General features: G+C 68.8%; 22 protein-coding genes, 1 tRNA gene, 1 other RNA gene and 1 pseudogene. 8 read left to right on the top strand and 17 right to left on the bottom strand.

The features are described 5' to 3' along the window. Window positions 1-54: 54 nt before the first annotated feature. Window positions 55-1356 carry a MurT ligase domain-containing protein gene (locus tag QAD21_RS02115; protein ID WP_165630728.1) on the top strand — a complete coding sequence of 434 codons (1302 nt, stop codon included), beginning with the start codon at window positions 55-57 and terminating at the stop codon, window positions 1354-1356. Then, window positions 1353-2075: a type 1 glutamine amidotransferase gene (locus QAD21_RS02110; protein WP_159369903.1), complete on the top strand. Its 723-nt coding sequence runs from the start codon at window positions 1353-1355 to the stop codon at window positions 2073-2075. The genes QAD21_RS02115 and QAD21_RS02110 overlap by 4 nt, the downstream gene beginning before the upstream one ends. A gap of 35 nt (window positions 2076-2110) precedes the next feature. Here QAD21_RS02110 and QAD21_RS02105 read toward each other — a convergent pair whose 3' ends face one another. The 8 genes from QAD21_RS02105 to QAD21_RS02070 form a co-directional block, all read right to left on the bottom strand. After that, entirely contained in the window at window positions 2111-2833 is a 723-nt protein-coding gene (locus QAD21_RS02105; RefSeq protein ID WP_068972276.1) for a uracil-DNA glycosylase, read from the bottom strand. A gap of 69 nt (window positions 2834-2902) precedes the next feature. Continuing rightward, complete coding sequence (locus QAD21_RS02100; RefSeq protein ID WP_068972275.1) at window positions 2903-3463, bottom strand: (d)CMP kinase; 561 nt, start codon at window positions 3461-3463, stop codon at window positions 2903-2905. Further along, window positions 3460-5091 carry an alpha/beta hydrolase gene (locus tag QAD21_RS02095; RefSeq protein ID WP_165630729.1) on the bottom strand — a complete coding sequence of 544 codons (1632 nt, stop codon included), beginning with the start codon at window positions 5089-5091 and terminating at the stop codon, window positions 3460-3462. Before QAD21_RS02095 ends, QAD21_RS02100 begins: the two co-directional genes overlap by 4 nt. 44 nt (window positions 5092-5135) lie before the next feature. Continuing rightward, complete coding sequence (gene recR, locus QAD21_RS02090) at window positions 5136-5747, bottom strand: recombination mediator RecR (protein WP_058251045.1); 612 nt, start codon at window positions 5745-5747, stop codon at window positions 5136-5138. Between the two features lie 67 nt (window positions 5748-5814). After that, window positions 5815-6186: a YbaB/EbfC family nucleoid-associated protein gene (locus tag QAD21_RS02085; RefSeq protein WP_058251044.1), complete on the bottom strand. Its 372-nt coding sequence runs from the start codon at window positions 6184-6186 to the stop codon at window positions 5815-5817. A 22-nt stretch (window positions 6187-6208) separates the two neighbouring features. Next, the gene (locus tag QAD21_RS02080) at window positions 6209-6538 is read right to left on the bottom strand and encodes a hypothetical protein (RefSeq protein WP_280360447.1); all 330 of its coding nucleotides are present in this window, start codon (window positions 6536-6538) and stop codon (window positions 6209-6211) included. A 22-nt stretch (window positions 6539-6560) separates the two neighbouring features. After that, a complete protein-coding gene (locus QAD21_RS02075) occupies window positions 6561-7454 on the bottom strand; it encodes a pseudouridine synthase (protein ID WP_280361559.1) in 894 nt (297 codons plus the stop codon). A 124-nt stretch (window positions 7455-7578) separates the two neighbouring features. Continuing rightward, a complete protein-coding gene (locus QAD21_RS02070) occupies window positions 7579-8016 on the bottom strand; it encodes an SRPBCC family protein (protein WP_058251042.1) in 438 nt (145 codons plus the stop codon). Between the two features lie 82 nt (window positions 8017-8098). Between QAD21_RS02070 and QAD21_RS02065 the strand changes: the two genes are divergently transcribed. Together QAD21_RS02065 and QAD21_RS02060 are read left to right on the top strand one after the other, a co-directional pair. After that, a complete protein-coding gene (locus QAD21_RS02065; protein ID WP_280361557.1) occupies window positions 8099-9481 on the top strand; it encodes an FAD-binding oxidoreductase in 1383 nt (460 codons plus the stop codon). After that, on the top strand, window positions 9478-10800 hold the full coding sequence (locus QAD21_RS02060; protein WP_280360446.1) for a class I SAM-dependent methyltransferase: 1323 nt from the start codon (window positions 9478-9480) through the stop codon (window positions 10798-10800). Before QAD21_RS02065 ends, QAD21_RS02060 begins: the two co-directional genes overlap by 4 nt. 107 nt (window positions 10801-10907) lie before the next feature. On the opposite strand, the pseudogene QAD21_RS02055 reads toward QAD21_RS02060, so the two are convergent. From QAD21_RS02055 to QAD21_RS02035, 5 genes and pseudogenes are all read right to left on the bottom strand, one after another. Further along, a pseudogene (locus tag QAD21_RS02055) lies at window positions 10908-13384 on the bottom strand (DNA polymerase III subunit gamma and tau). 43 nt (window positions 13385-13427) lie between these two features. Next, window positions 13428-14936: a glycosyltransferase 87 family protein gene (locus QAD21_RS02050; RefSeq protein WP_280360444.1), complete on the bottom strand. Its 1509-nt coding sequence runs from the start codon at window positions 14934-14936 to the stop codon at window positions 13428-13430. An 88-nt stretch (window positions 14937-15024) separates the two neighbouring features. Continuing rightward, window positions 15025-16299, bottom strand: a complete 1275-nt coding sequence (locus QAD21_RS02045) for an aminotransferase class I/II-fold pyridoxal phosphate-dependent enzyme (protein ID WP_226512267.1) — start codon at window positions 16297-16299, stop codon at window positions 15025-15027. Between the two features lie 71 nt (window positions 16300-16370). Continuing rightward, window positions 16371-16465, bottom strand: an RNA gene (gene ffs / locus QAD21_RS02040) — signal recognition particle sRNA small type. Between the two features lie 147 nt (window positions 16466-16612). Then, window positions 16613-16701, bottom strand: a tRNA-Ser gene (locus QAD21_RS02035). A gap of 78 nt (window positions 16702-16779) precedes the next feature. Between QAD21_RS02035 and QAD21_RS02030 the strand changes: the two genes are divergently transcribed. Next, on the top strand, window positions 16780-17628 hold the full coding sequence (locus tag QAD21_RS02030; RefSeq protein ID WP_078111806.1) for an NmrA/HSCARG family protein: 849 nt from the start codon (window positions 16780-16782) through the stop codon (window positions 17626-17628). A 19-nt stretch (window positions 17629-17647) separates the two neighbouring features. Here QAD21_RS02030 and QAD21_RS02025 read toward each other — a convergent pair whose 3' ends face one another. Further along, complete coding sequence (locus tag QAD21_RS02025; protein WP_226512266.1) at window positions 17648-18748, bottom strand: DNA primase small subunit domain-containing protein; 1101 nt, start codon at window positions 18746-18748, stop codon at window positions 17648-17650. 2 nt (window positions 18749-18750) lie between these two features. Then, window positions 18751-19803 carry an ATP-dependent DNA ligase gene (locus QAD21_RS02020; protein WP_280361867.1) on the bottom strand — a complete coding sequence of 351 codons (1053 nt, stop codon included), beginning with the start codon at window positions 19801-19803 and terminating at the stop codon, window positions 18751-18753. A 138-nt stretch (window positions 19804-19941) separates the two neighbouring features. On the opposite strand from QAD21_RS02020, the gene gluQRS reads away from it, so the two are divergent. Then, a complete protein-coding gene (gene gluQRS / locus QAD21_RS02015) occupies window positions 19942-20850 on the top strand; it encodes a tRNA glutamyl-Q(34) synthetase GluQRS (RefSeq protein ID WP_078111808.1) in 909 nt (302 codons plus the stop codon). 27 nt (window positions 20851-20877) lie between these two features. Here gluQRS and QAD21_RS02010 read toward each other — a convergent pair whose 3' ends face one another. Together QAD21_RS02010 and QAD21_RS02005 are read right to left on the bottom strand one after the other, a co-directional pair. Beyond that, on the bottom strand, window positions 20878-21891 hold the full coding sequence (locus tag QAD21_RS02010) for a hemolysin family protein (protein WP_058251034.1): 1014 nt from the start codon (window positions 21889-21891) through the stop codon (window positions 20878-20880). Then, complete coding sequence (locus tag QAD21_RS02005) at window positions 21884-23350, bottom strand: hemolysin family protein (RefSeq protein ID WP_058251033.1); 1467 nt, start codon at window positions 23348-23350, stop codon at window positions 21884-21886. The genes QAD21_RS02010 and QAD21_RS02005 overlap by 8 nt, the downstream gene beginning before the upstream one ends. A 265-nt stretch (window positions 23351-23615) precedes the next feature. On the opposite strand from QAD21_RS02005, the gene QAD21_RS02000 reads away from it, so the two are divergent. After that, on the top strand, window positions 23616-24275 hold the full coding sequence (locus tag QAD21_RS02000) for a class II aldolase/adducin family protein (protein ID WP_078111809.1): 660 nt from the start codon (window positions 23616-23618) through the stop codon (window positions 24273-24275). Continuing rightward, window positions 24272-25225 (top strand): carbohydrate kinase family protein, encoded by a 954-nt coding sequence (locus QAD21_RS01995; protein ID WP_078111810.1) that lies wholly within the window; start codon window positions 24272-24274, stop codon window positions 25223-25225. The genes QAD21_RS02000 and QAD21_RS01995 overlap by 4 nt, the downstream gene beginning before the upstream one ends. The last annotated feature ends 48 nt before the right edge of the window (window positions 25226-25273 follow it).

The following is a 25273-nucleotide window of genomic DNA, read 5'->3' as shown; positions in this document are numbered from 1 at the left end:
TCGGCGCACGGCACGACCACTCCCGTCGGATCGGCCTGTGACACACTCGTGCGCATGCCCGACCGACTCTCTTCCGCCGGTTCCGCAACCCGCACGAACACCCGTGTTCCCGCCCGTACCGCCGTCGCCCTGGGTGCTGCGGCCGCGGCCCGGTGGGCGTCGCGCACCGCGGGACGGGGCAAGGGGTCGATGATCGGCGGGCTGGTCGCCGCGAAGATCGACCCCCAGATCATGGGTCGGCTCGCCGCGGGCAAACGCACCGCGATCGTCACCGGCACCAACGGGAAGTCGACGACCACACGGATGACCGCGGCCGCGATGGCCGAACTCGGCGAGGTCGCCACCCAGGCCGACGGCGCCAACATGGACGCCGGCATCATCGCGACGCTGACCCTGAGCCGGACGGCTCCGTTCTGCGCGCTCGAAGTCGACGAACTGCACGTCCCGCACGTCAGCGACGCCGTCGACCCCGAGGTCCTCGTGATGCTCAACCTCTCCCGGGATCAGCTTGACCGAGTCGGGGAGATCAACATGATCGAGCGTCGGCTGCGTGAAGGCATCGCACGTCATCCTGAGACCACGGTGATCGCCAACTGCGACGACGTGCTGGTGACGTCGGCCGCCTTCGACGCCCCGGACGTGGTCTGGGTCGCCGCCGGCGCGAGCTGGGTCGGCGATTCCGTCAGCTGCCCCCGTACCGGCGAGCCCATCGTCCGTTCCGAGGAGGGGTGGCGGTCGACCGGCGACGACAACTTCCGCCGCCCCACCCCCGACTGGTGGTTCGACGACAAGAACATCTACGGCCCCGACGGTTTCAGCGCTCCCCTGGAGCTCGCGGTGCCGGGCAGGGCCAACCGCGGCAACGCAACGCAGGCGGTGGCCGCGGCCGTCGCGATGGGCGCCGACCCGCGCAACGCGGTGGCCGCCGTCGGCACCGTCGGCGAGGTCGCCGGCCGGTACGGCATCCACCAGGTCGGAAACCACTCGGTCCGAACACTTCTCGCGAAGAACCCGGCCGGATGGCAGGAAGCGATGTCGATGATCGACCAGGACGCCGACGGGCTGGTGATCGCGGTCAACGGCCAGGTGCCCGACGGCGAGGACCTGTCCTGGCTGTGGGACGTGCGCTTCGAGGCGTTCGAGACCATGCAGGTCGTCGCGGCCGGCGAGCGCGCCGCCGACCTGTCGGTCCGGCTGCTCTACGCGGGCGCCGAACACACCACCATCCCGGATCCCATGGCCGCCATCGCATCCTGTCCGCCGGGACGCGTCGAGGTCCTGGCGAACTACACGGCGTTCCGCGATCTCGGCACCGCCCTGGAACGCGCAGCACGATCGCGGAAGGCAGAGCAGTGAGCGAATCGACCCTGCGGATCGGCCTCGTCCTGCCCGACGTCATGGGTACCTACGGGGACGGTGGGAACGCCCTCGTCCTGAAGCGCCGTGCACTGATGCGTGGCATCGACGCCGAGGTCATCCACATCACCCTCGACGATCCGGTCCCCGACTCGCTCGACGTCTACACCCTCGGTGGCGCCGAGGATTACGCGCAGCGGCTCGCCACCCGGCACCTCACGCGCTACCCGGGTCTGCAGCAGGCGGCGGCGGCCGGACGGCCGGTGCTGGCCATCTGCGCCGCCATCCAGGTGCTCGGCCACTGGTACGAGACATCGGCGGGCGAACGCGTCGACGGCATCTCCCTGTTCGATCTCACGACGGCGCCCCAGGCGGAGCGGAGTATCGGCGAATTGCTCATCGATCCGACTCTGCCAGGGCTGTCCCAGCCCCTCACCGGTTTCGAGAACCACCGCGGCGGAACAACTCTCGGGTCCGACGCGGCCCCACTGGGCCGGGTACGGCACGGCGTCGGCAACGGTGTGGGCGACGGCACCGAGGGCGTCGTCCAGGGCAGTGTCATCGGCACGTACATGCACGGTCCGGCACTGGCCCGCAACCCCGAACTCGCCGACCACCTCCTGGCCACCGCGCTCGGCGTCGAATCCCTTGCCCCGCTTGACCTCCCCGAGGTCGATCGGCTCCGCCGGGAACGCCTCGCCGCCGGACGGCGTCGGTAACGTCGACGACGGCCTTCCGCTGACCGAGGGCTCCCTCAAGCTCTCTCGATCCCCGCCGCCCGCGCCGCCGCCGTGAGTACGTCGACGACCATCTCCACGGTGAGCCGTCCGGTGAAGGTGTTCTGCTGGCTCACGTGGTAGCAGCCGAAGACCTCGAGTTCGGCACCGTCGCGGACGAGGGTGGTGGAGACACCGTGACCGAACTTCGGCATCGGCTTCGGGACCGTCCAGCCGAGCCTCGCGAAGATACGAAGCGTTGACTGCCAACCGAATCCACCGAGTGTCATCACCGAACGGACCGTCGGTGCGAGCAGTTCGAGTTCGGCGTGCAGCCAGTACGAACAGGTGTCGCGCTCTTCGACCGTCGGCTTGTTCTGCGGTGGTGCACAGTGGACCGGTGCGGTGATCCGCGTGTCGAACAGCTCCAACCCGTCGCCGATCGCGACCGAGAGCGGCTGGCTCGCAAGGCCGGCGCGATACAGCGCCGAGAACAGGACATCGCCGCTGCGGTCACCCGTGAACATGCGCCCGGTCCGATTCCCGCCGTGCGCCGCGGGGGCGAGGCCGACGATCAGCAGTCGCGCATCCGCCGGACCGATACCGGCCACCGGCCTCCCCCAGTACTTTTCGTCGGCGTACGCGCGTCGCTTCTCCTGCGCGACCAACTCCCGCCATTCGACGAGGCGCGGGCATGCACGGCACTCGATCAGCTGCGCGTCGAGCTCCGCCAGATCACGGAAGCGTCGTCGGGTGGCCATCCCTCGACACTAACCGCGGCGTCCGCTCGGCATCCCGGCCGGCCGACGGGACCGTCAGTCCGAGACCGCTCAGTCCAGTACGACGCACCGTTCTCGCGTGCGATCCACGCCGAACCAGCCGCGCTCGAACTCCTGCCACGCCTGAAGATGACCTCGCGCGTCCTCGCCGTCGCGGGCGACCGTCCGCTCGAGCCGTTCGCCCGGGGTCCCGCCGTCGAGCCACAGCGCGTGGGACAGGCGGTCGGCGATCCGGCGCCGCGCCGAGGACACCCCTTCGATGATCAGCAGCGGCTGCCACTCGATCCACACGCGGGGCCCGGGGGCCGGGACGCCGTTCTGCCACACGCGGGGCCGGTACCGGTAGTCGCGTCGTCGGGTGAACGGGTGCAGCACATCGGTTTCCAGCTCCGGCCACCACGCGACGGGATCGTCCCACGTCGCGAAGTCGTCGGTGCGGACCAGAGTCACCCCGACTCCCCGAGCGCGCAGGTCCGCGACCAGGAGATCGGCGATCGTCGACTTGCCCGCTCCGGACGGTCCGTCGATCGCGACGATCCCGGCGTCGAGGCGAGCGGCCAGTTCGGTCACACGGGCGCGGGTCTGCAGGTTCACCAGATCAGGATGGGTCACCGACCGGCCGCCCCGGACGCGAACGCCGAGGGCAACCGGGTGAGCGGAGCCGTGATCGGTGCTTCGGGGACACGCTGCACCGAGGTCCGGCCGTCGCGGAGGTACTCGACGATGGCGTCGTCGAGCGGCTTGTTGGCGCGACCGAGCTGCGCGTGGTCGCCACCACCGACCGTGATGAGGTGGCTGCGCATGAGTTCACGCATCTTCAGCGACCCGCGATACAGGGTCTGCGGGTCGCCGACGCTCTGGATCTGCAGGGGCGCCACCGCCAGCCCGCGGTTGCGGATCTCGACCGGCCGCGCGAGCGCCGGCGCTCCGGCACACGCGAGGCCGGACTCGTAGGCGAGACCTGGCGCTTCGAAAGGATCCCCGGTCACGTAGTTCGCGACGAACGCCTGGAAGCCGAGCGACGGTTGTGCGGGGACCTGGTTCTCGTTGCACAGCACCGCGGCCTGCATGTCCTGCGAGACCTGGGCGGCCTCGATCGCGGCGGGGCCCGGGGTGGGCAGCTTCCGGCCGGGGTTCGCGGTCATCAGCGCCACTGTCGGCCAGGAGTTGCGATCAGGCGCGAGCGCGCGGGTGAGCACCAGTAGCTGCGACGTCAGCTGGAGCGACCCGGGCCGGAGCAAGGTGAACACCAGGTTCTCGAACCTGGCACGCGCGTCGGCGGTCAGATCGGTTCCCGCGATGTACTGCTGCGCGACCGCCCGCAGGCCTGGCGGCACGTCCCCGACCTGCGCGGGAGGTGCCAGCAGCGATGGCGGCACACCGGCCTCGGCACTGACCCGGTCGCTCCACTTCCGGTACACGGCGAGTGGCGTCGTGCCGAGATGATAGATCCGGTCGTGGCGCGCGATCCACGCCATCATCTCGTGCACCCGCGCCTTGTAGCCGGGTGTCTGCACGGAGAGAAGGCTGTTCCACACCACGCTCGGGTCGAAGCCGGAGTCGAGGACCATCCGGTCGACGCGCTGCGGGAACAGTGTCGCGTACGTCGACATCAGCAGGGTGCCGTACGAGATGCCGTAGAGGCTGACCTTCGGTTCGCCGAGCAGCCGCCGGACGACCTCCATGTCGCGGGCGGTGTTCTCGGTGGTGAGCGTCGCCCCGAGGCCCGGCGTACGCGCCTCGCAGCGATCGCGATTCAGCTTGCCCAGCGCCGTCATCAGTTCGGGCTCGTCGCCGGTGATCGGATCGCAGCGCAGCGGTGTGCCCGACACCAGACCACGCGGCTGCACGGCCACCAGATCCCATTCGTCGAGCATGGCCGCCGGCGGGCGCAGCTGACTGAACATCGCGATGCCGTCGCCGCCCGGGCCGCCCGGGTTGCCCATCACGACACCGCGACGCCGGGATTGGTCGCGCGCCTGCATACGGCTCACGCCGATCTCGATGGTCTCGCCGTTCGGCTCGGAGTGGTCGAGCGGAACTTCGACCGTCGCGCACCGGACCGTCGCCGGTACGCCGTGCACCGCGGGGCATGCCTGCCAATCGAGCGCCGGCGCAGCGGATGCTTCGGGCGGCTGCACGCCTTGTACGGCACCCACCAGGCCGCCCGCGACCACCACCGTCAGGCCTGCTGCAACACCCCGGACACGACGACGCCACCCAGTACGCGAGATCACCACATGACCCTAGCCGTCCGGTTTGCCGGGTACGACGGCCACCGACCTCACGCCAGGATGCGACGACCCGACAGTGCACGACCCAAGGTGAGTTCGTCGGCGAACTCGAGGTCGCCGCCCATCGGCAGCCCCGACGCGAGCCGGGTGACCGACAGGCCGGGAAAGTCCTTCAGCATGCGCTGGAGGTAGGTCGCGGTCGCCTCGCCCTCGGTGTTCGGGTCGGTCGCGACAATCACCTCGGAGACGTCGACGCCGTCTTCCTGATTGGCCAGCCGACGCAGCAGTTCACGGATACGCAACTGATCCGGGCCTATCCCGGACAACGGGTCGAGAGCACCACCGAGTACGTGGTAGCGCCCGGTGAACTCCTTGGTCCGTTCGATCGCGTGCACGTCTTTCGGCTCCTCGACGACACAGATCTTGCTGGCGTCGCGGCGGGCGTCGGAACAGATCCGGCACAGGCGATTGGCCGAGACGTTCCCGCACTCCGCGCAGAAGACGACGTCGTCGCGGACCCGTCCCAGCGCGGCGACAAGTCGATCGATGTCGGACTTCTCCCCGGCCAGCAGGTGGAACGCGATGCGCTGGGCGCCCTTCGGACCGAGGCCCGGCTGTTTGGCCAGCTCGTCGATCAGGTCCTGGATCGGTCCCTCATACATGCTGATCTGCGTCCACGGTGTCCGGGATTCCTACTCGTCGTTCGGCGTCGTACGCGGGTGGGCGTACTCAGCCGCCCAATCCGGGGAGGCCGCCGCCGAGACCCCCGGCGAGCGGGCCCATCTTCTCACTGGCCAGCTGCTCGCGCTTCTCCGACAGGTCGGCCAACGCACCGAGCAACAGGTCCTGCAGGGTCTCCACGTCGTCGGGATCGACGACCTTCGCATCGATCGACACGGCGGTCACCTCACCGGTGCCGTTGCCGGTCACGGTCACGAGCCCGTTGCCCGCACTGCCGACCACCTCCGCCGCCGCGATCTCGTTCTGCGCCGACAGGAGCTTCTCCTGCATCTGCTGCGCCTGGGCCAGCAGTCCGGCCATCGGGTTCTCCCCGCCCTGACCGCCGCCGAACAACGCGCTGGGATCGAATGGTTGCGTCACCCGGCCCAGGGTAGTCGCAGCGTCAGCGCAGCAACCGATCGACATGCGCGGCGATGTCGTCGACGGTCGACTCCTCGACGGCGGCCACCTCGAAGGACAGGACCTCGTCGCCGAACAGCCGACCCGCGCGCGCCGTGAGCGCGAACTCGAACCGGTCGTCGACGCGACGCCATTGGGTGATCCCGCCGTAGACGGGCGCACTGGCTCCCGTGGTGACGCAGTATTCGTCGGCGCGCGGCCCGCCGACCAGATCGCGCTGGATCTGGAAACAGGCCAGCGACTCGTCGTCGACGAAGACCACGGCCTCGCAGCCCAGGTCGGGATGCCGTTCGTAGGACGCGCGGATGGTCATGGCGCCAGGGTAGATCGTGGCCCTATCCCGGCACCGGCCGTCGGCTCTCGAACCGGCGCTCCTCGCCGGTCAGCGGGTCGGTGAACTCCAGCGACCGGGCCACCAGCCGCAGCGGCCGGGTGAAGTCCCCGTGATCGGGAAGAGCGGCGAGCCCCGGCCGCACATCGGGGTAGAGCGGGTCGTCGACGATGGGCACCCCGAGCGACGCCATGTGCAACCGGAGCTGATGAGTGCGGCCGGTGTGCGGCACCAGTCGGTAGACGCCGAGGCCGCCGAGGACCTCGGTCAGCGTGATGTCGCTGACGGCGTTGACCGGCCCGTCCACCACGAGGGCGCGCAGGTCGCCCGCCGTCTTCTCGATCCGGTCCCGCACGGTCACGGTCGACGCCAGCGCCTCGTCGGCCGGGGCGAGCGCGAGGTACTCCTTGCGGGCGGTCCGGGACGCGAACAGATCCTGGTAGGCCGCGCGCACCTCGGGCCGCAGCGTGAACAGCAGCACCCCGGCGGTGAGGCGGTCCAGACGGTGCGCCGGCGAGACGGTGTCGGAGCCCAGTTCTCGACGCAGCCGCACCAGCGCGGTCTCGGTCACGTGACGGCCCCGCGGCATCGTGGCGAGGAAGTGCGGTTTGTCCACCACGACGATGTTCTCGTCACGGTGGATCACCGGCAGGTCGAACGGTACCGCGATCTCGTCGTCGAGGTCGCGGTAGAGGTACAGCGAGACATTGCGGCTCGACGGCGCGGCCAGATCCGCGGGTCGGCCGTCGGCATCGACGATCTCGCCCGCGGCGGCGCGTCGACCCAGATCGTCGGCGGTCAGCCCCGCCAGCACGGGCGCGGCCAGCAGCGCCTGACCGACGGTCAGCTCCGGCCCCGAACGCAACACCACGCGCGTGGCGTCGACGCCGTCGCGCATGGGCAAGGGCGACGGCCTTGCCCGGCCACGGCGGCGCCGGACGGGATCGGTCGATCCCGCGCCGGTCATCGCACGCTGTCGGGTGAGCAGGTCATCGAGCGCCGCGGTCGGAGATGCCGAGCCGTCAGCTCTCGAGGCGCTTCTTCAGGTTGCCGAGGACCTCGGCCTGAATCCGGTTGAGACCCTTCGGCGCAAATGTCTTCTCGAAGAACCCACCGATGCCGCCGGCCCCCTGCCACGTGGTAGTGGTCGTGACGCGCGAACCGCTGCCCGATGCCGCGACGGAGTAGGTGGTCACCATCGTCGAGTTGGCGTCGCGCTCGGTGACGGTGTCCGGGGTGACGCTGACGGTCGCCTGCACGTCGCGCTGCCGCTTCGACGTCGCCTGCAGAATCCAGTGCACGACGGTGCCGTCGCCCTTGCCGCCGCTGATCACCTTGTAGTCGCGGTACTGCTCCGGGAGGATGGCCGGCCGCACGACCTCATAGTCGGCGAGAGCTCCGACCACGGCGTCCGGGGCGGCGGCGATGTCGAGCGACTGCGATGCGGAAACCTGACCCACGATTGGACACTCCTCAGTTACGAAACGATTGGCGGGCGAACTGATCAAGTCCTAGGCTAACCGGGTGACCAACGGGCTCGAGATGGGGGGAGCGGCATTCGACCAGGGGGTTGCCGACCTCCTGGCCAGCTATCGTGCCATCCCGCCGCAGGCAACCGTGCGTCTTGCGAAGAAGACGTCCAACCTCTTTCGTAAGCGCGCCGCCAATCCGCATCCGGGACTGGACGTCTCCGGACTCGATCGGGTCATCTCGGTGAATCCCGAGGCGCGCACCGCCGACGTCGCCGGCATGTGCACCTACGAGAACCTCGTCGCGGCCACTCTGCCGTACGGTCTCGCACCGCTGGTCGTCCCACAGCTCAAGACGATCACCCTCGGCGGCGCGGTCACCGGACTCGGCATCGAGAGCACGTCCTTCCGCTCCGGACTGCCCCATGAGTCTGTTCTCGAGATCGACATCCTCACCGGCGACGGCGAGATCCTGACCGCGACGCCGACCAACGAACACGCCGACCTCTTCTTCGGTTTCCCTAATTCCTATGGCACGCTCGGCTATTCGGTGCGGTTACGCATCGAACTGGAGCCGGTGAAGCCGTATGTCGCGCTGCGCCATATTCGGTTCACGAGCATCGTCGACCTCCAGTCGGCGATGGACACGATCGTCACCACGAAGTCGCACGACGGCGAACCGGTCGACTACCTCGACGGAGTCGTGTTCTCCGCCAACGAGTCCTATCTGACGCTGGGCCGGCAGACCGACGAGGACGGACCGGTCAGCGATTACACCGGGATGGACATCTTCTATCGGTCCATCCAACAGAAGACGACCGACCGGTTGACGATCCACGATTATCTCTGGCGCTGGGACACCGACTGGTTCTGGTGCTCGCGCGCCTTCGGCGCACAGAACCCGCGAATCCGGCGCTGGTGGCCGAAGCGGTACCTCCGCAGCAGTTTCTACTGGCAGCTGATCGGGCTCGACCAGCGGTTCGACATCGGCGACCGGCTGAACGCCCGCAAGGGACTACCGGCGGGTGAACGCGTCGTGCAGGACATCGAGGTTCCCATTGACCGGACCGCCGACTACGTCGAGTGGTTCCTCTCCGAGATTCCCATCGAACCGATCTGGCTGTGCCCCCTCCGGCTTCGCGAGCCCGCCCTCCCCGGCGCCGATCCGGTACGCCCCTGGCCGCTGTATCCCCTTGCCCCGCAACGCACGTACGTCAACGTCGGCTTCTGGTCGGCCGTGCCGGTCACCCCGGGCGATCCCGGGCACACCAACAGGATCATCGAACGCAAGGTCGCCGAACTCGACGGCCACAAGTCGCTGTATTCAGAGAGTTTCTACACGCCGGAGGAGTTCGACGAACTCTACGGCGGAGAGAGTTATCGGCTCCTCAAGAAGCGGTACGACCCGCGGGGTCGTCTGCTGGACCTCTACTCGAAAGCGGTGAAACGCCAATGACCACGTTCAAGGAGAGTTCGGCGTCGAGTGTGGACTCGCACGCCGGCAAGATGACCCTCGCCGAGATCTTCGAAACACTCCTCGGCGGAAACCTGTCGATCCGGATCACCGCCTACGACGGCAGCAGCGCCGGACCCGTCGACGCCCAGTACGGCCTCGATCTGAAGACCTCGCGCGGAACAACGTATCTGGTGACCGCACCCGGCGATCTCGGACTCGCGCGCGCCTACATCGCAGGCGATCTCGAACTCATCGGCGCGCACCCCGGCGATCCGTACCCCGCGCTGAAGGCACTGGCCAGCAACCTGCAGTTCCACCGCCCCTCCCCCCTGTCGCTGGCCCACATCGCACGCTCGCTGGGCATCGATCACTTCAAGCCGATCGCACCGCCGCCGCAGGAGGCCGTCCCGCGCTGGCGTCGATTTGCGGAAGGACTGCGGCACAGCAAGTCCCGCGACGCCGAGGTCATCCACTACCACTACGACGTCTCGAACACCTTCTACGAGTGGGTGCTCGGACCGTCGATGACGTACACCTGCGCCGTCTACCCGGAACGCGCCGCATCGCTCGAAGCCGCGCAGGAGAACAAGTACCGCCTCATCTTCGAGAAGCTCCGCCTCAAGCCCGGCGACCGCCTCCTCGACATCGGATGCGGCTGGGGCGGAATGGTCCGCTATGCCGCCCGACGCGGCGTCCACACGATCGGGGCGACGCTGTCCGCCGAGCAGGCACATTGGGCCCAGAAGGCGATCGCCGACGAAGGGCTCGGCGAGTTCGCCGAGGTCCGGCACAGCGACTACCGCGACGTCACCGAAAGCGGATTCGACGCCGTGTCGTCCATCGGGCTCACCGAGCACATCGGTGTCCACAATTACCCGTCCTACTTCGGGTTCATGCGCGACAAGCTCCGTCCCGGCGGCATGCTGCTGAACCACTGCATCACGCGCCCCGACAACGCGAGCCGCAGCAAGGCGGGATCGTTCATCGACCGCTACGTCTTCCCCGACGGCGAGCTCACCGGCTCCGGCAAGATCATCTCCAAGCTGCAGGACATCGGCGGCATGGAGGTCATCCACGAGGAGAACTTCCGCGAGCACTACGCGATGACGCTGCGCGACTGGAACATCAACCTCGTCGAGCACTGGGACGAAGCGGTGGCCGAAGTCGGCGAGGGCACCGCGCGGCTGTGGGGCCTCTACATGGCCGGTTGCCGAATCGGGTTCGACCGCAACATCATCCAGCTCCACCACGTGCTCGCCACCAAACTGGACGAGGACGGTGGCCACCAGGTGCCACTCCGGCCGTGGTGGGACGCCTGAGCCCGACCCGCCTCTGAAGACCGCCCTCAGAAATCGGACACGCGGCGTATCGTCGTCGAACCTGTTGCGCGGGGCGGTTTTCAGACAAAGCTTCCGAGCGCACCCGGTCACTCGAGCGGCCGTGCCCCCAGCTCCGATTTGAGCAGCTCCAGCGCCACCTGGTCGGGGTCGAGCCGCTGCTCGGGGCTGCCGGTGCGTGCATCGGCCACCATCTCCGCGCGTTCGTCGTGCGGGATGTCCTCGTCGGCACGTGGCGGCTCGGGCTCCTCCGGTTCGGCGACCGGCTCCGGTGCGGGCGCCGGCGTCGCCGACTGGTCACGCGCGCGACTCGGACGCGAGTACGACTGCCGCGCCTTGGCAGCTTGCTTCGACGGCGGCGCGGTCGACGTGGCGGAGGGTGCGGCGGCGCCCGGCGCCTGGTGCACGGTACGCACGTCGAGTTCGGTGCCGAAGACCTCGGTGAGCGCCTCGCGGATGATCGTCACGGCGTGCGGCGCGGACAACCGCCCGACCAGCACCTCGACCGGATGCGAGAGCACGACGGTCGTCCCGTCGACGTCGGCGATGACCGCCGCCGACAGCATCGGCTCGAGACTCTTCGACCGTTCCCGCACCGCGGCCCGGATGTCCTGATACCGCTTGCGAACCGAGTCGGCGTCGAGCCCGGCGGTCGCCTCGGGCTCGGGCTCCGGTTCGGGCACCGGCTCGGGCTCGGGCCGACGGGCACGGACCGGCATCGCGTCGGGTGGCGGGACGTCGTCCTCGTCGACGGGCTCATCGGGCAGCGGGATGTCGTCGTACGCCGCGGTCGACGCCGGTTCGGCAATCGGTTCCGGTTCGGGCGAGGGCGCGTCCCGATGGCGCGACGGCGGTTCGGGCGCGGACGGGGTCCGGTCGGACCGTGCCGGCGGCTGAGTCGGCGGCGTCGGCGGGGCGGGCACCTCGATCAGGGACGCCGTCTCGTCGTCCGATGAGGCGTCAGCGGCCGGCGCCGGTTCGACCTCTGCCGCCCCGGCACTCGGTTGGTCGGCGATCAGCTCGTCGAACATCGACTCGTCGTCGGCGGGCTCCTCCGCGGGCAGCACGGCCTCGGCCTCGACCCCCGAACCCTTTGCGACGCCGGTCGAGTCGGGATCAACCGCCTCGGGCGCCGCACCTGCCGCGACCGCTTCAGCAACGACGGGTTCCGGCGCAGGAGTCTCCACCACCGTCTCCGGCGCAACCGGCTCAGACACCACCGGTTCCGGGACCACCGGTTTCGGCACCCGGCCGGTGTCGGGTTGCGCGGCGTCCGCCTCGACGGCTTCCGCGGCCGCGCGCTCGGACGCCTCGGCAGCCTTGGCCTCTTCCATCGCCTTGCGCTGCGAGGGTCGAACGAACTTCGGTTCCGGTTCCGGCTCAGCCGGTTTCGCGGGTACCGGGATCGACGTCGTGCCGATACCCGACTCGAGTCGTTCGAGTCGCTGCAGCAGAGCTGCGTCGTCGGCGGAGACCGCGGGCAGCAGCATCCGCGCGCACATCACCTCGAGCAGGAGTCGCGGCGACGTCGTGCCGCGCATCTCCCCGAGCGCGTTGTGCACGATCTCGGCGAACCTGGTCAGCGACGCGGGCCCGAGGGTCTCGATCTGGGCGCGCATGCGGGCGAGCTGGTCACCCGGCGCCTCGACGAGTCCGCGGTCCGCGGCGTCCGGAACAGCCTGCAGCAGAATCAGATCGCGCAGACGTTCCAGCAGGTCGACGGCGAACCGTCGAGGATCGTGCCCGGCGTCGACCACCTTCTCCACCGTGCCGAACAATGCCGAACCGTCGGCGTCGGCAAGAGCGTCGACCGCGGTGTCGATCAGCGCCACGTCGGTGACGCCGAGCAGCGCCAGCGCGCGTTCGTAGGCGACACCCTGGTCGTCGGCGCCGGCCAGCAGCTGATCGAGGATCGACAGCGAGTCACGAGGCGAACCGCCACCCGCCCGTATGACGAGCGGGTACACCTCGGACGCGACGGTCACGCCCTCGCGCTCACAGATCGTCTCCAGGAGACCGCGCATGACCGGCGGCGCGAGCAGCCGGAACGGGTAGTGGTGGGTGCGCGACCGGATGGTCGGCAGCACCTTCTCGGGTTCGGTGGTCGCGAACACGAAGATCAGATGCTCCGGCGGCTCCTCGACGATCTTCAGGAGCGCGTTGAATCCCGCGTTCGTCACCATGTGCGCCTCGTCGACGATGAACACGCGGTAGCGCGACTCGGCGGGCGCATAGAAGGCGCGGTCGCGCAGCTCGCGGGTGTCGTCGACACCGCCGTGACTCGCGGCGTCGAGCTCGATGACGTCGAGGTTGCCGGGCCGCCCGGCGCGAGCGCCACACAGGAGACGCACGTTCCGCACGGTGTGGAGGTGGGGCCCTGCACACAGTTCAGCGAACGAGCCAGGATCCGCGCCGACGACGTCTTGCCACAACCGCGGGGACCGGAGAAGAGATACGCGTGATTGATGCGACCGGAATCCAGGGCACGGCTCAACGGATCGGTGACGTGCTCCTGCCCCACGACGTCGGCGAAGGTAGCCGGGCGATAGGTGCGATACAGAGCCACGCGTCGAGACTACCGGCGACCCGTGACAGTCGATGAGTGTGCCTCACACTGGTGCAGCGGGCCCCTGATCGGGTGTCTCTGTGACGGGTTCGCCATCGGTTCCGACCAGGTCATCGGCCATCCCGCGGGTGTCTTCCGAAGTACGCGGAGTATGCCCGGACGTGCCTCGCGAGTCGCGCGGCCCGGACTCCTCGCCACCCGTGTCCGGCCGTCGTGTGCCCTCACTGGCGGTGCCGCCCGCATCGCCGGTCGGCAGCCCGCCCTCGGCGATCACGGCAGCCGCGACGCCGGGCGGGATGATCGGGTCGGCGGGCGTCGGCGAGGAGTAGCCGCGGCTGCCGACCATCCGCAGGCCGACGACCGTCGCGACGAGCACGCCGAGGTAGGCCCACAGATAAGGGCTGACCGTGAACCAGTTGAGCCACGTGATGCGGGTCTTGACGTACAGCCCCGTGTAGTAACCGTCCGGGATCAGCGCCGGTACATGCGTCGGCCACGAAAACGCGAGAAGCACCAGTCCCGCCACGCCCACGCCGGCCCACACCCGCGGCGACCGCGGCTGCCGGGTGTCGAGGACCAGGTGGATTCCGATGACCAGGATCGGGATGAACCACACCCAGTGATGGCCCCACGACATCGGCGACACCACGCAGGCGGTCATCCCGACGATGCTGACGGCGAGGAGTTCCTGACCTTTGCGATGGGCGTACGTCGCCGCTGCGAAGCCGACCGCCAGCACTGCCAGCACGAGGGCGAGCCAGAGCAGCGTCGGCGGGTTGTCGGTGTCGAGGTGGTTGGCCAGCATGCCGCGCAGGGACTGGTTACCGCGCAACTGAGCGGAACCGACCCGGTCGGACTCGAACAGTTTGCCCGTCCAGTACGACCACGAGTCCCCGGGCAAGGCGGCGAACCCGATGAGCATGGTGGTGGCGAAGCCGCCCACGACCCCGGCGAGGGCGCGCCAGTTCCGTTGCACGAGGAAGTAACCGGCGAAGATGAGGGGCGTCAGCTTGATTCCCGCGGCGACTCCGGTCCAGAACCCCTTGAGGCGTCCACCGTCCGGACGCGCCAGATCGGCCACGATCACGAGCATCAGGAACACATTGATCTGCCCGTACCAGATCGTCGTACGAACCGGCTCGAACAACATCGCCACCGCCACCAGCGACGCCGCGATCACGCGCAGTGGCCAGGTCACCGGCCGGCCGAGGCTGCGGAAGCTCAGCATGATCACCAGATAGAGCGCCACGACGATGCCCGCCGACCACAACATGCGAGCGACGTCGAAGGACATCCAGGCCAGCGGACTGAACAGCAAGGCGGAGAACGGCGAGTAGGTGTAGTCCAGGTCGCCGATCATCTTGACGTCGTAGAGACTGACGCCGTTGGCGACCGCCCGGGCACCCGCCTGATACACCGAGAGATCGATCTGGTTGTGCAGCAAACCCCAGAATTGGGCGCCCAGGGGTACGACGACATCCTGGAGTGCCAGTGCGATGACCCCCACGACGGCGAAACCGGTTGCGAGAAGAACCGGCCTGGGCAGATTCACGATTTGAAAGCCTGTCACAAAGTGGCGCGCACGCCAGCGCACTCGCCGGAGAATGAGAGCAATCTAACGCCGGGATCGGCGTGTCGGGTCAGCTGGAGCGGGCGAGCAGGGTCTCCGCCGCGGCCAGCAGCACGCACGTGGACACCCCGTCCATCGCAGCCCGCAGGTCGTCGGTGTTCGGGAACGTCGGTGCGAGTCGGATGTTCTGATCGTGCGGATCGGTCTTGTACGGGAACGCCGATCCGGCGGCGGTGAGCGCGATACCGGCTTCTTTGGCCAGCTCGATGGTGCGTCGGGCCGCGCCGTCGACGACGTCGAGGCTGATGAAGTAGCCGCCCTCCGGCTCCGACCACGACGCCACCTTCGACTCCGTGAGACGGTCCTCGAGGATGTCGAGCACGAGCTTGAATTTCGGAGCGAGGATCTCCCGGTGGCGGGCCATGTGCGCCCGCACACCGTCGGCATCGCCGAAGAACTTGAGGTGACGCAGCTGATTGACCTTGTCGGGTCCGATGGTCTTCAGCGACAGGTACTTGCTGAACCAGGCCAGATTCTCCGGCGACGACCCGAAGAACGAGACGCCGGCGCCGGCGAAGGTGATCTTCGACGTCGAGCCGAGGACGTACACGCGGTTCGGGTGCCCGGCCTGCGCCGCCATCTCCAGGATCGGCAGCGGCGTCGGCGGGGTCTCCACCAGCGTGTGGACGACGTAGGCGTTGTCCCAGTAGATCCGGAAGTCCGGCGCCGCGGACATCTCGAGCAGCCCGCGCGTGACCTCCTCGGAGAAGGTGACGCCGGTCGGGTTCGAGTAGGTGGGCACCGCCCACATGCCCTTGATGCTCGGGTCGGAGGCGACGAGTTCGGCGCACACCCGCACGTCGGGGCCGTCGGGCAGCATCGGCACCGGGATCATCTCGATGCCGAAGCTCTCGGTGATCGCGAAGTGGCGGTCATAACCGGGCGACGGGCACAGGAACTTGATCGTCTGACGTCCCCACGGCTCGTCGGAGTCGGCGGTGCCGTGCAGCAGCCCGAAGACCGTGAGGTCGTGCATGATCTCGAGGCTCGAGTTGCCGAGCGCGAGCAGGTTGTCGGGGTCGACGGCGAGGAGTTCCCCGAAGATGCCGCGCAACTCGGGCAGTCCGTTGAGTCCGCCGTAGTTGCGGGTGTCGGTGCCCGCGCCGTCTCGATACTCGTCACCGGGCAGCGACAGGAGACCGTTCGAGAGATCGAGCTGCTCGGGGGCCGGCTTGCCGCGGGTGAGGTCGAGCTTGAGACCCAGCGCGCGCAGCGCCTCGTATTGCTTGGTCAGTTCCGTCTGGGTGTTCCGGAGTTGGTCGGCACTCATCGAGTGAAAATTCAACGTTGGCCCTCTCGCGGCTCGACGCCGGTGCGGGTGGCCGACGCCCCTGACCTGAAACTTCGTATCGGGAAAATAGGGGACCCCGCGCACCCGAGAGAGCCCGTTGACCCTTGCTGCCTTCCGGCCCTGGGGGAGTTCACAGGATGCACGCCGCGCGGGATCCGTCGTCCAGTGTAGCGAGGGGTTCCGGCGGCCGGAGCCGGGGTCCTCGAACCGGTCCGCGCGGCTCGATCACACTCGGCCCGCACGCTCGGGGATACGACGAAGGTCCGCAGTGTCACCCGGTAATACGGGTGTCACTGCGGACCTTCGTTGGCGGAGGATAGGGGATTCGAACCCCTGAGGGCTGTTAACCCAACCCGCGTTCCAGGCGAGCGCCATAGGCCACTAGGCGAATCCTCCAACGTCGAGATGATAGCCGCCGACGGCGCACTCACCCAAACCGTCCGGCCGTCGAGTGTGACCGCTAGGGTCGACGACATGGCCGATTCCTCTCCTGTCGTTGTCGTCGGAGCCACCGGAGGGCAGGGCGGCGCTGTGCTCGACGCGCTGCTCGAGGCCGGTTTCCCGGTCCGCGCCGTTGTGCGGGACGCGGTGTCGAGCAAGGCGGCACGCCTGGCCGACCGAGGCGTCGAACTCGCCGTCGGGGACATCGTGAGCGGGTCGGGTCTCACCGAGGCATTCACCGGGTCCGCGGGCGTGTTCGCGCTCACCACCCCGTTCGAATCCGGCGTCGAGGCCGAGATCGGTCAGGGTCGTGCGCTGATCGAAGCCGCCACGTCCGCGTCGATCCCGTACCTCGTGTTCTCCTCGGTGGCCTCGGCCGATCGTCAGACCGGCGTGCCGCATTTCGATTCCAAGTTCGAGGTCGAGCAGATGCTCGCAGCCACCGAGATCCCGCACACGATCGTCGGCCCGGCCTACTTCTTCGACAACCTGCTCGGCGGAGCCGACGCGCTCGCGGCGGGCGTGATGCCGATCGCGATGCCCGCGGACAAGCCGCTGCAACAACTCTCGCGGCGCGACCTCGGCCGACTCGTCGCCACTCTGTTCGCCGCCCCGGACGTCCACGTCGGCCAGCGCATCGACCTCGCGTCCGATCAGCCGACGCCCGAGGAGATGGCGCGCATCATCGGCGACGTTCTCGGCACCACGGTCACGGCGGAGTCCTACGATCCCGAACGTATCGAGTCCGAGGACATGCGGGCGATGTTCACGTTCCTCGGCGACCGCGGGTACGAGGTCGACATCCCGACGCTGCACCGCCGGTTCCCTGATGTGGGCTGGCAGAGTTTCGCGACCTGGGCGGCCGAGGCGCTGCGCCGCTGACCCATACGGAACCCGGGCATCAGCCGTCGGAGCGTCGGTTGCCCTTCTCATCCCAGTGCTCGGCGACCTTCTTGCTCGGCTGTACGCGCGGCGGCTCGCCCGGCATCTTGGGATAGCTGGGCGGATAAGGCATGTCGCCCAGTCCGTTTGCGTCGTCGGCCTGCACCATCTCCAGCAGTTTCTCGACGCCGCGCCGGTGGTCGGCGATGTCGGCCCATGGGTCGCCGCGATCTTCCAGGAGCTTCGGGACGGTCGCGATGGTGCAGTCGTCCGGATCGACGTCGGCGAGTTCGTCCCACGTCACCGGCGTCGACACCCGGGCGCGGGCGCTGCGTCGAACGGAGTACGGGGATGCCATAGTGCGGTCGCGGGCGTTCTGGTTGTAATCGATGAAGATCCGTTCTCCGCGTTCTTCTTTCCACCACGATGTGGTGACCGCGTCCGGGTCGCGGCGTTCGAGTTCCCGGGCGATCGCGATGACGCAGCGTCGGGTCGCGATGAAGTCCCACAGCGGTTCGATGGGCACGTACACGTGTACTCCCCGACCGCCCGAGGTCTTCACGAAACCGGTGAAGCCCAGTTCGTCGAGCAGGGGCTTGAGCCCCTCGATCGCCACACGCCGGACATCCTCGAACGTCGTGCCGGGTTGCGGATCGAGGTCGATGCGAAGCTGATCGGGATGGTCGTTGTCGGGGTGGAGGGTCGGCCAGGTATGGAAGGTGACGGTCCCCAGGTTCGCGCCCCACACGAGATCAGCCGGCACCGTGGGACGGATCGCGTCGCCGGTTCGTTTGGAGGGGAACACGATCGGGGTGGACTGCACATGCTCGGGCCGCTTCTTCGCGATGTGCTTCTGGTAGATCTCCTCGCCCTCGACGCCGTCGGGGAAGCGCTGCAGAAAGGTCGGGCGGTCGCGGGTGGCGCGCATCAGCGGTCCGTCGCCGCTGTCGTCGGCCCTGCCACCCGTGTCGCCGAGTGCGACGGTGCGGTAGTACCCGACGAGATCGCGCTTGCGGCCGCCGTTCTCGCCGAGTTCGGGGAAGTAGATCTTGTCCGGGTTGCTCATCCGGACGGCGACCCCGTCGACGTCGAGTTCCTCGGCGGGCGAACGAGATGCCATGGTCATTCTCCTTCGAGGACGTCGTGGAGATCGTAGGTCAGCGGAACGTCGAGCTGGTCGTAACCGCAGCTCTCCGGTTCTCGATCGGGCCGCCAGCGAAGGAATTTCACCGTGTGCCGAAAGCGATGGTTCTCCATCTGGTCATAGGCGAACTCCGCGACCAGCTCCGGACGGATCGGGATCCACTCCCCCGATTTCTCCGAACGCCACCGCGTCGGCTCGCCCGGCGACGCCTTCTCCGGGTCCAGCCGCATCGGCTCGAACATCTGCTGCAACTCGATCCGCTTGGCGTCGGAGAAGGCACCCGCCCCGCCGACCATCCGCAGTTCGCCGTCGTCGCCGTACAGTCCGAGCAGCATCGATCCGATCCCCGTGCCCGACTTGTGGATTCGATACCCGAAGATGACACAGTCCGCGGTCCGCTTGTGTTTGATCTTCAGCATCTCCCGCTTGTTCTCGACGTACACGCCGTCGAGTCGCTTGGCGACGACGCCGTCGAGCCCGGCGCCTTCGAAGGCGGAGAACCAGTCCTCGGCGACCGCCGGGTCGCTCGTCACCCGGCTGACATGCACGCGTCGGTCCCGGCCGCCCGGACCGACGGCCCGTAGCAGCGCTTCCCGGCGCACCTCGAACGGTTCGCCCATCACGCTCGTCGACTCCAGCGCCAGCGCGTCGAATCCGATGAAGATCGCCGGTGTCTTCTCCGCGAGCAAGGTGACGCGCGATTCCGCCGGATGGATGCGCTGCGCGAGCGAATCCCAGTCGAGCCGATGCGTGTCGCCGATCAGTGCCGGCACCCCGATCTCACCGTCGAGGACCACCTTGTCGGGCAGTTCGTCCTTCACCGCCGCGACGATCTCGGGGAAGTACCGGGCCAGGTCCTTGCCGCCTCGCGATCCGATCGTCACCTCGTCGCCGTCGCGGAAGACCAACGCGCGAAAACCATCCCACTTGGGTTCATACGACCACGCCACCGAACCGTCGGGCTGCGGCGGCACGCTGGTCACCGCCTTGGCCAGCATCGGCGCAACAGGCGGCATGACCGGGAGATCCATGAAACTCATCGTTCCTCACTCGTCGACGGGACCGCAACGCCTACGCGCCGCCGCACACCCGGCGTGTCGTCGTCCGTGCCGTTACAGGCAGACCGGCCGCGGCGCGGATTCTCATCGCCGACCGGTAATCTCGACGCGGTGTCGACGCAGCGAGCGGGCCGGTACGCGCCCTCCCCCTCCGGGGACCTCCACGTCGGCAATCTGCGGACCGCCCTGCTCGCCTGGCTCTTCGCGCGGACCACCGGCCGGCGGTTCCTGATCCGGATGGAGGATCTCGACCGAGCCGTCGAGGGCGCGGATTCCCGGCAGTTGTCCGATCTCGCGGCCCTGGGCCTCGACTGGGACCCGCCCGTCGTCCACCAGACCGACCGGCTCGAGGCATACCGTGCCGTCCTCGACGACCTGCGCGACGCCGGCCGCACCTTCGAGTGTTTCTGCACCCGCCGAGAGATCCTCGACGCGCCGTCCGCACCCCATGCGCCGCAGGGCGCCTACCCGGGCACGTGCCGCGACCTCACCGCCGCCGAACGCGACGAACGCCGTGCCACCCGGCCACCCGCGATCCGGCTGCGGGCCGACGTCCGGGAGTACGGCGTCGATGACCTGCTGCACGGTCCCTACATGGGCGCGGTCGACGACTTCGTGCTGCTGCGCAACGACGGCACCCCGGCCTACAACCTGGCCGTCGTCGTCGACGATGCCGCGCAGGGCGTCGACCAGGTCGTCCGCGGGGACGATCTGTTGTCGTCGGCGCCCCGGCAGGCCTACCTGGCGGCGCTGCTCGGGAAGGCCCCACCGACGTACGCGCACGTCCCGATGGTGCTCAACGCCAACGGAATCCGGCTCAGCAAGCGGGACGGGGCGGTGACCCTGGCCGACCTCGCCGCCGCAGGGGTGGCGACGTCGACCGTGTTGTCCCGCATCGCCCATTCACTGGGGCTCGGCGGCCGGGACGAGCCCGTGCGCGCAGAGCAACTGGCGAACCGGTTCGACCCCGCCGCGCTGCCGGCCGAACCGTGGTTCCTGACGGCCGACGAGTGGACCTAGCGGCCCACCCTGCGCCCCGACCGCCTCCTACGCCGTGGTCGCCAGCAACCGCTGGAGCACGTCGTTGATGGTGATGAGTCCGACCGCGCGGCCCCCATCGGTGACGAGCGCGAGGTGGGCGCGCTGTTCCCGCATGGCGGTGAGCGTCTCGTACACCGGCTGCGCCGACTCGACGCTCAGGACCGGGCGCATGAGATCGGCCGCCGTGGTGCCGGGCGACGCGGCCAGGCTGTCGCGCACATGCACGACACCGCGGACCGGCGCCCCGGACGCATCGTCGCGCACCAGCAGCCGCAGGTGGCCCGAGGTCCGGCCGGCCGTCTGGATCTCATCGGCGTCCGCGGCCGGACCGACCACGGCCAGATGGTCGTTGGGGGTCACGACGTCGCCGACGGTCAACGACTCCAGTTCCAGGGCACTCGTCAGGTGGGCGTGGTACCGCTCGTCGAGTGTGCCCACGGTGGCCGAGTGCTCCACCAGGTGGCGGAGGGCGTCGCTGTCCTGCCCGGTCGCGACCTGGTCCACCGGCTCGACGCCGACGCGCTTGAGGCACCAGTTGGCGAGGTGGTTGAGCTGGACGATGAACGGACGGGTCACCCACATGAAGGCGCGCATCGGGATCGCGAGCATGATCGCCGACTTCTCGGGGTGGGCGATGGCCCACGACTTCGGCGCCATCTCACCGACGACGAGGTGCAGGAACGTCACGATGACGAGGGCGAGGACGAAGCCGATCACGTCGGCCGACCAGTACGGCAGACCCCACCCGGCGAACAGCGGCGTGAGCCAGTGGTGCACAGCGGGTTTCGTGACCGAACCCAGTGCGAGCGTGCACACCGTGATGCCGAGCTGCGACCCGGCGAGCAGCACCGACAGTTCTGATGCGCTGCGCAGAGCTGCGCGGGCGCTGCCGCTGGTCGCAGCCGCGTCTTCGAGCCGGTGCCGACGCGCGGCGATGAGGGCGAACTCGACCGCGACGAAGAAGGCGCTGGACGCGATCAGGGCCACGGTGACAGCCGCGACGACCCACGGGTTATCCATTGTCGCTCTCCTCTCCGTTCTCGGCCGGGTTCTTCTTCTCGCCCCGGTTCGTGTCGTCCGGGCTCTTCTCGCCCGGGTTGTTGTCGTTGTGTGCCACGCTCATCGACAGCAGAGCGGGGACGCGCTTGTCGACTTCGAGGACCGTGGCCCGCACGGTGCGGGGTGGCGCCTCGTCGTCTTCGAGCAGGGTCGACGGATCGGGATCGATCTCGATCGTCACCGTGTCCCCGACCTCCGGGAGTCCGACGAATTCGGCGATCACCAGTCCGGCCATCGTCTCGTAGTCGCCTTCGGGGAGGTCCCAGCCGACGGTCCGGGAGACCTCGTCGACGTGTGCGTCACCCCGCACGCGCCATCCCTCGGGGCTCTCCTCGATCGCGACGGTCGCCTCGGAGTCGTGTTCGTCGTCGATCTCGCCGACCAGTTCCTCGGCGATGTCCTCGGCGGTCACGACCCCGGCGAAGCCGCCGTATTCATCGATGACCACCGCCATCTCGTCATGTGCGTCCGCGAGGGTCTCCAACACCTCGGGCAGCGGGAGCGTCGAGGGCACCACCACCGCGGGACGACACAGGTCTACCGCGGTGGCCGACGAATCAGCCTGCGGCGGTTGTTTTTTCAGCGCGTAGCTCCACTCCAGGAGGTCCTGGAGGTGGATCACGCCGCTTACCTCGTCGTCACCGCCGGCCAGCACGGGGTACCGCGTGTGGCCGGTGCTCATCAGTGTCAGCACCTCACCCGCCGCCAGATCGGCGTCGACATGATCGGTGTTCGGTCGCGGGATCATCGCGTGTTCTGCGGTGCGCGTGGGGAATTCGAGCACACGGTCGAGCAGGACGGACAGCTCGTCGGGCAGGTCACCCGCGTCGCGGGACTCGGCGACGATGTGCTCGAGGTCGCGCACCGACGCCGAATGCTCGACGTCGTGCACGGGCTCGATGCGCAGCGCTCGCAGCAGCAGGTTCGACGACTTGTCGAACAATGCGATGAGCCAACCGAATACGGCCAGGTAGATCGTCGTCGAACGGGCGAGCCACCGTGCGACCGGCTCGGGCCGGGCGATGGCGAGGTTCTTGGGGAACAGCTCACCGAAGACCATCTGCACGACGGTGGAGAAGATGATCGCGATGATCGTGCCGATCGCGACACCCACGCCCACCGGGATACCCACGCCGCCGAGCAGCTCGCCGACGCCGGAACCGATCAGGGGTTCGGCCACGTAGCCGACGAGCAGGCCGGTGACAGTGATGCCCAGCTGGGCGCCGGAGAGCATGAAGGACGTGCGGCGGGTGACCGCGAGCGCGCGTCTCGCGGCGGCGTCACCGGTTTCGGCACGGGCTTTGAGGCGGGACCGGTCGACCGCCATGTAGCCGAATTCCTGGGCCACGAAGTAACCGGTGAGGGCGGTGATCAGGAAGACCACCAGGATTCCGAGTCCGATTCCGAGGAGGGTCAGCATGAGACCGTCCCGGTGTCGGGGCCGGGCGGAACACCCGGGTCATTCAATTCACAACAGGGGGCCGACTGGTGTCGTCGGCGTTTTCGGCGCTTTCCGCGTCTCATCGTCTCTCTCGCTGGTGCTCGGGTGTTTCATACCGGGTGCCGGGAGCAAAGGCATGTGCGTAAATGTCCGGTATGTGGTCCCAACGTACCGAATGCGCTCCGAGTTCCGCGACATGCCCGGCGATCCTTCTCCGCGGAGTGCGGACCGACGCATTCGGCCGATGAGCGACCCGTCGATACGCGACGAGGTCGCCGCAGCCGCTCGACGGCTGGCGGCCGAAGGTCTGCTGATCGGCACCTCCGGCAACGTGTCGGCGCGTGCGGGCGATCACGTCGCGATCACCGGAACCGGGGTCGTGCTCGCGAACTGTGCCGCGACCGACGTGACGGTGGTGTCCCTTGCCGGCGACGTCGTCGACGGGCCGATCGCGCCGTCGTCCGAGCTGGACCTGCACCTCCGCGTCTACGAGGAAACCGGCACACAGGCGATCGTCCACACCCACGCACCCTTCGGGACCGCGGTCGCCTGCGTCAGCGGACTGACCTCGTTACCGGTGCTTCACTACCAACAACTCGGCCTCGGCGGTGCCATCCCGGTCGCGCCGTACGCCACGTTCGGGAGCCCGGAGCTCGCCGGGATCGTCGCCGACGCGCTGGTCGACACCCAGGTCGCGCTGATGGCGAACCACGGTTCGGTGGCACGCGGCTCCAGCCTGGCCCACGCGGTGGAGAACGCCCTGCTGCTGGAGTGGCTCGCGACCCTCTTTCACCGGACCAGCAGCATGGGCCGGCCTCGCGAACTCACCGAGGACCAACAGCAGTCCACTGTCGCCCAGGCGATCCGGCTGGACTACGGGACACCCAAGGAGAACCGGACGTGACACCCTCACCGCGGCTCGAACCGCCGACGATCGCAACCGTGGGCGTCCATGTGCTGGACATCCACGTCGTCGGGATCGAGTCCATCCCGGCGGGGTCCGACGGCGCGCTCGTCCAGTCCATCGGTTTCTCCGCCGCCGGCACCGCGGGCGGAACCGCGCTCGTCCTCAGTCGGCTGGGCGCCACGGTCCGGACCCACGGAGCGATCGGCGACGACACGATCGGGCGTTCGCTGACCGCACTGCTGGACGCCGAAGGCGTCGACACCGGCGGCCTGGTTCCGAAGCCCGGGGTCCAGACGTCGTCATCGGTCATACCCGTGCAACCCAACGGGGACCGTCCCGCGTGGCACTGCATCGGGGCGAATGCGCAGTTCACGCTCGACGACCTGGGTGCAGACGCGCTGACCGGGCTCGACCACCTGCACCTCGGCGGCCCGGAGTTCCTCGGCGGCGCGGTCGCCGCCGTGCTCCTCGGCCGGGCGCGCGACCGCGGGATCACGACGTCGGCCGATCTGCTGTCGGGTGGCGACCCCGGCCTTCTCGAGTGGATCGCCGACGCACTTCCCCACCTCGACTACCTGCTGCCCAACGACGAGCAGACCCGGGGACTGACCGGAACCGACGACCTCACCGACGGCGCACGGGCGCTCCTGGACCGCGGTGTCGGTTGCGTGGCGCTCACCCGCGGCGCCGACGGCGCGCTGGTCGTGACCGGCGACGATGTGGTCACGGTGCCGGCGTTCGAGGTGGACGTCGTGGACACCACTGGTTGCGGCGACTCGTTCTCCGCCGGGTTCTTGACCGGCCGCCTGCGCGGGCTCGGTCTCGCCGACTCCGCCGAACTCGGTTGCGCGGTGGCCGCGCACGTCGCCCAGGGCATCGGGACCGGGGCGAACTCGTACGATCTCGCCGCGATCGAGTCCTTCCGGCAGTCCCGCGCCGCGGGCTGAGCGCGCCTCCTCTCGGTTTGGTGAACCCCGCCTCGGGTAGGCGATCAC

The organism is Gordonia sp. SMJS1 (assembly GCF_029866425.1).
GTDB lineage: Bacteria > Actinomycetota > Actinomycetes > Mycobacteriales > Mycobacteriaceae > Gordonia > Gordonia hongkongensis.
The sequence above is the reverse complement of the archived record's forward strand: the minus strand, read 5'-3'. Positions and strand labels throughout refer to the sequence as shown.

Excerpts from the sequence above, each read along its gene's own strand:
- QAD21_RS02115 (WP_165630728.1), top strand. The coding sequence starts at position 55 with ATGCCCGACCGACTCTCTTCCGCCGGTTCCGCAACCCGCACGAACACC.
- QAD21_RS02105 (WP_068972276.1), bottom strand. The coding sequence starts at position 2,833 with ATGGCCACCCGACGACGCTTCCGTGATCTGGCGGAGCTCGACGCGCAG.
- recR (WP_058251045.1), bottom strand. The coding sequence starts at position 5,747 with ATGTATGAGGGACCGATCCAGGACCTGATCGACGAGCTGGCCAAACAG.
- QAD21_RS02080 (WP_280360447.1), bottom strand. The coding sequence starts at position 6,538 with ATGACCATCCGCGCGTCCTACGAACGGCATCCCGACCTGGGCTGCGAG.
- QAD21_RS02075 (WP_280361559.1), bottom strand. The coding sequence starts at position 7,454 with ATGCGCGACGGCGTCGACGCCACGCGCGTGGTGTTGCGTTCGGGGCCG.
- QAD21_RS02065 (WP_280361557.1), top strand. The coding sequence starts at position 8,099 with ATGGGGGGAGCGGCATTCGACCAGGGGGTTGCCGACCTCCTGGCCAGC.
- QAD21_RS02060 (WP_280360446.1), top strand. The coding sequence starts at position 9,478 with ATGACCACGTTCAAGGAGAGTTCGGCGTCGAGTGTGGACTCGCACGCC.
- QAD21_RS02030 (WP_078111806.1), top strand. The coding sequence starts at position 16,780 with ATGGCCGATTCCTCTCCTGTCGTTGTCGTCGGAGCCACCGGAGGGCAG.
- QAD21_RS02025 (WP_226512266.1), bottom strand. The coding sequence starts at position 18,748 with ATGGCATCTCGTTCGCCCGCCGAGGAACTCGACGTCGACGGGGTCGCC.
- QAD21_RS02020 (WP_280361867.1), bottom strand. The coding sequence starts at position 19,803 with ATGGATCTCCCGGTCATGCCGCCTGTTGCGCCGATGCTGGCCAAGGCG.
- QAD21_RS02010 (WP_058251034.1), bottom strand. The coding sequence starts at position 21,891 with ATGGATAACCCGTGGGTCGTCGCGGCTGTCACCGTGGCCCTGATCGCG.
- QAD21_RS02005 (WP_058251033.1), bottom strand. The coding sequence starts at position 23,350 with ATGCTGACCCTCCTCGGAATCGGACTCGGAATCCTGGTGGTCTTCCTG.
- QAD21_RS02000 (WP_078111809.1), top strand. The coding sequence starts at position 23,616 with ATGAGCGACCCGTCGATACGCGACGAGGTCGCCGCAGCCGCTCGACGG.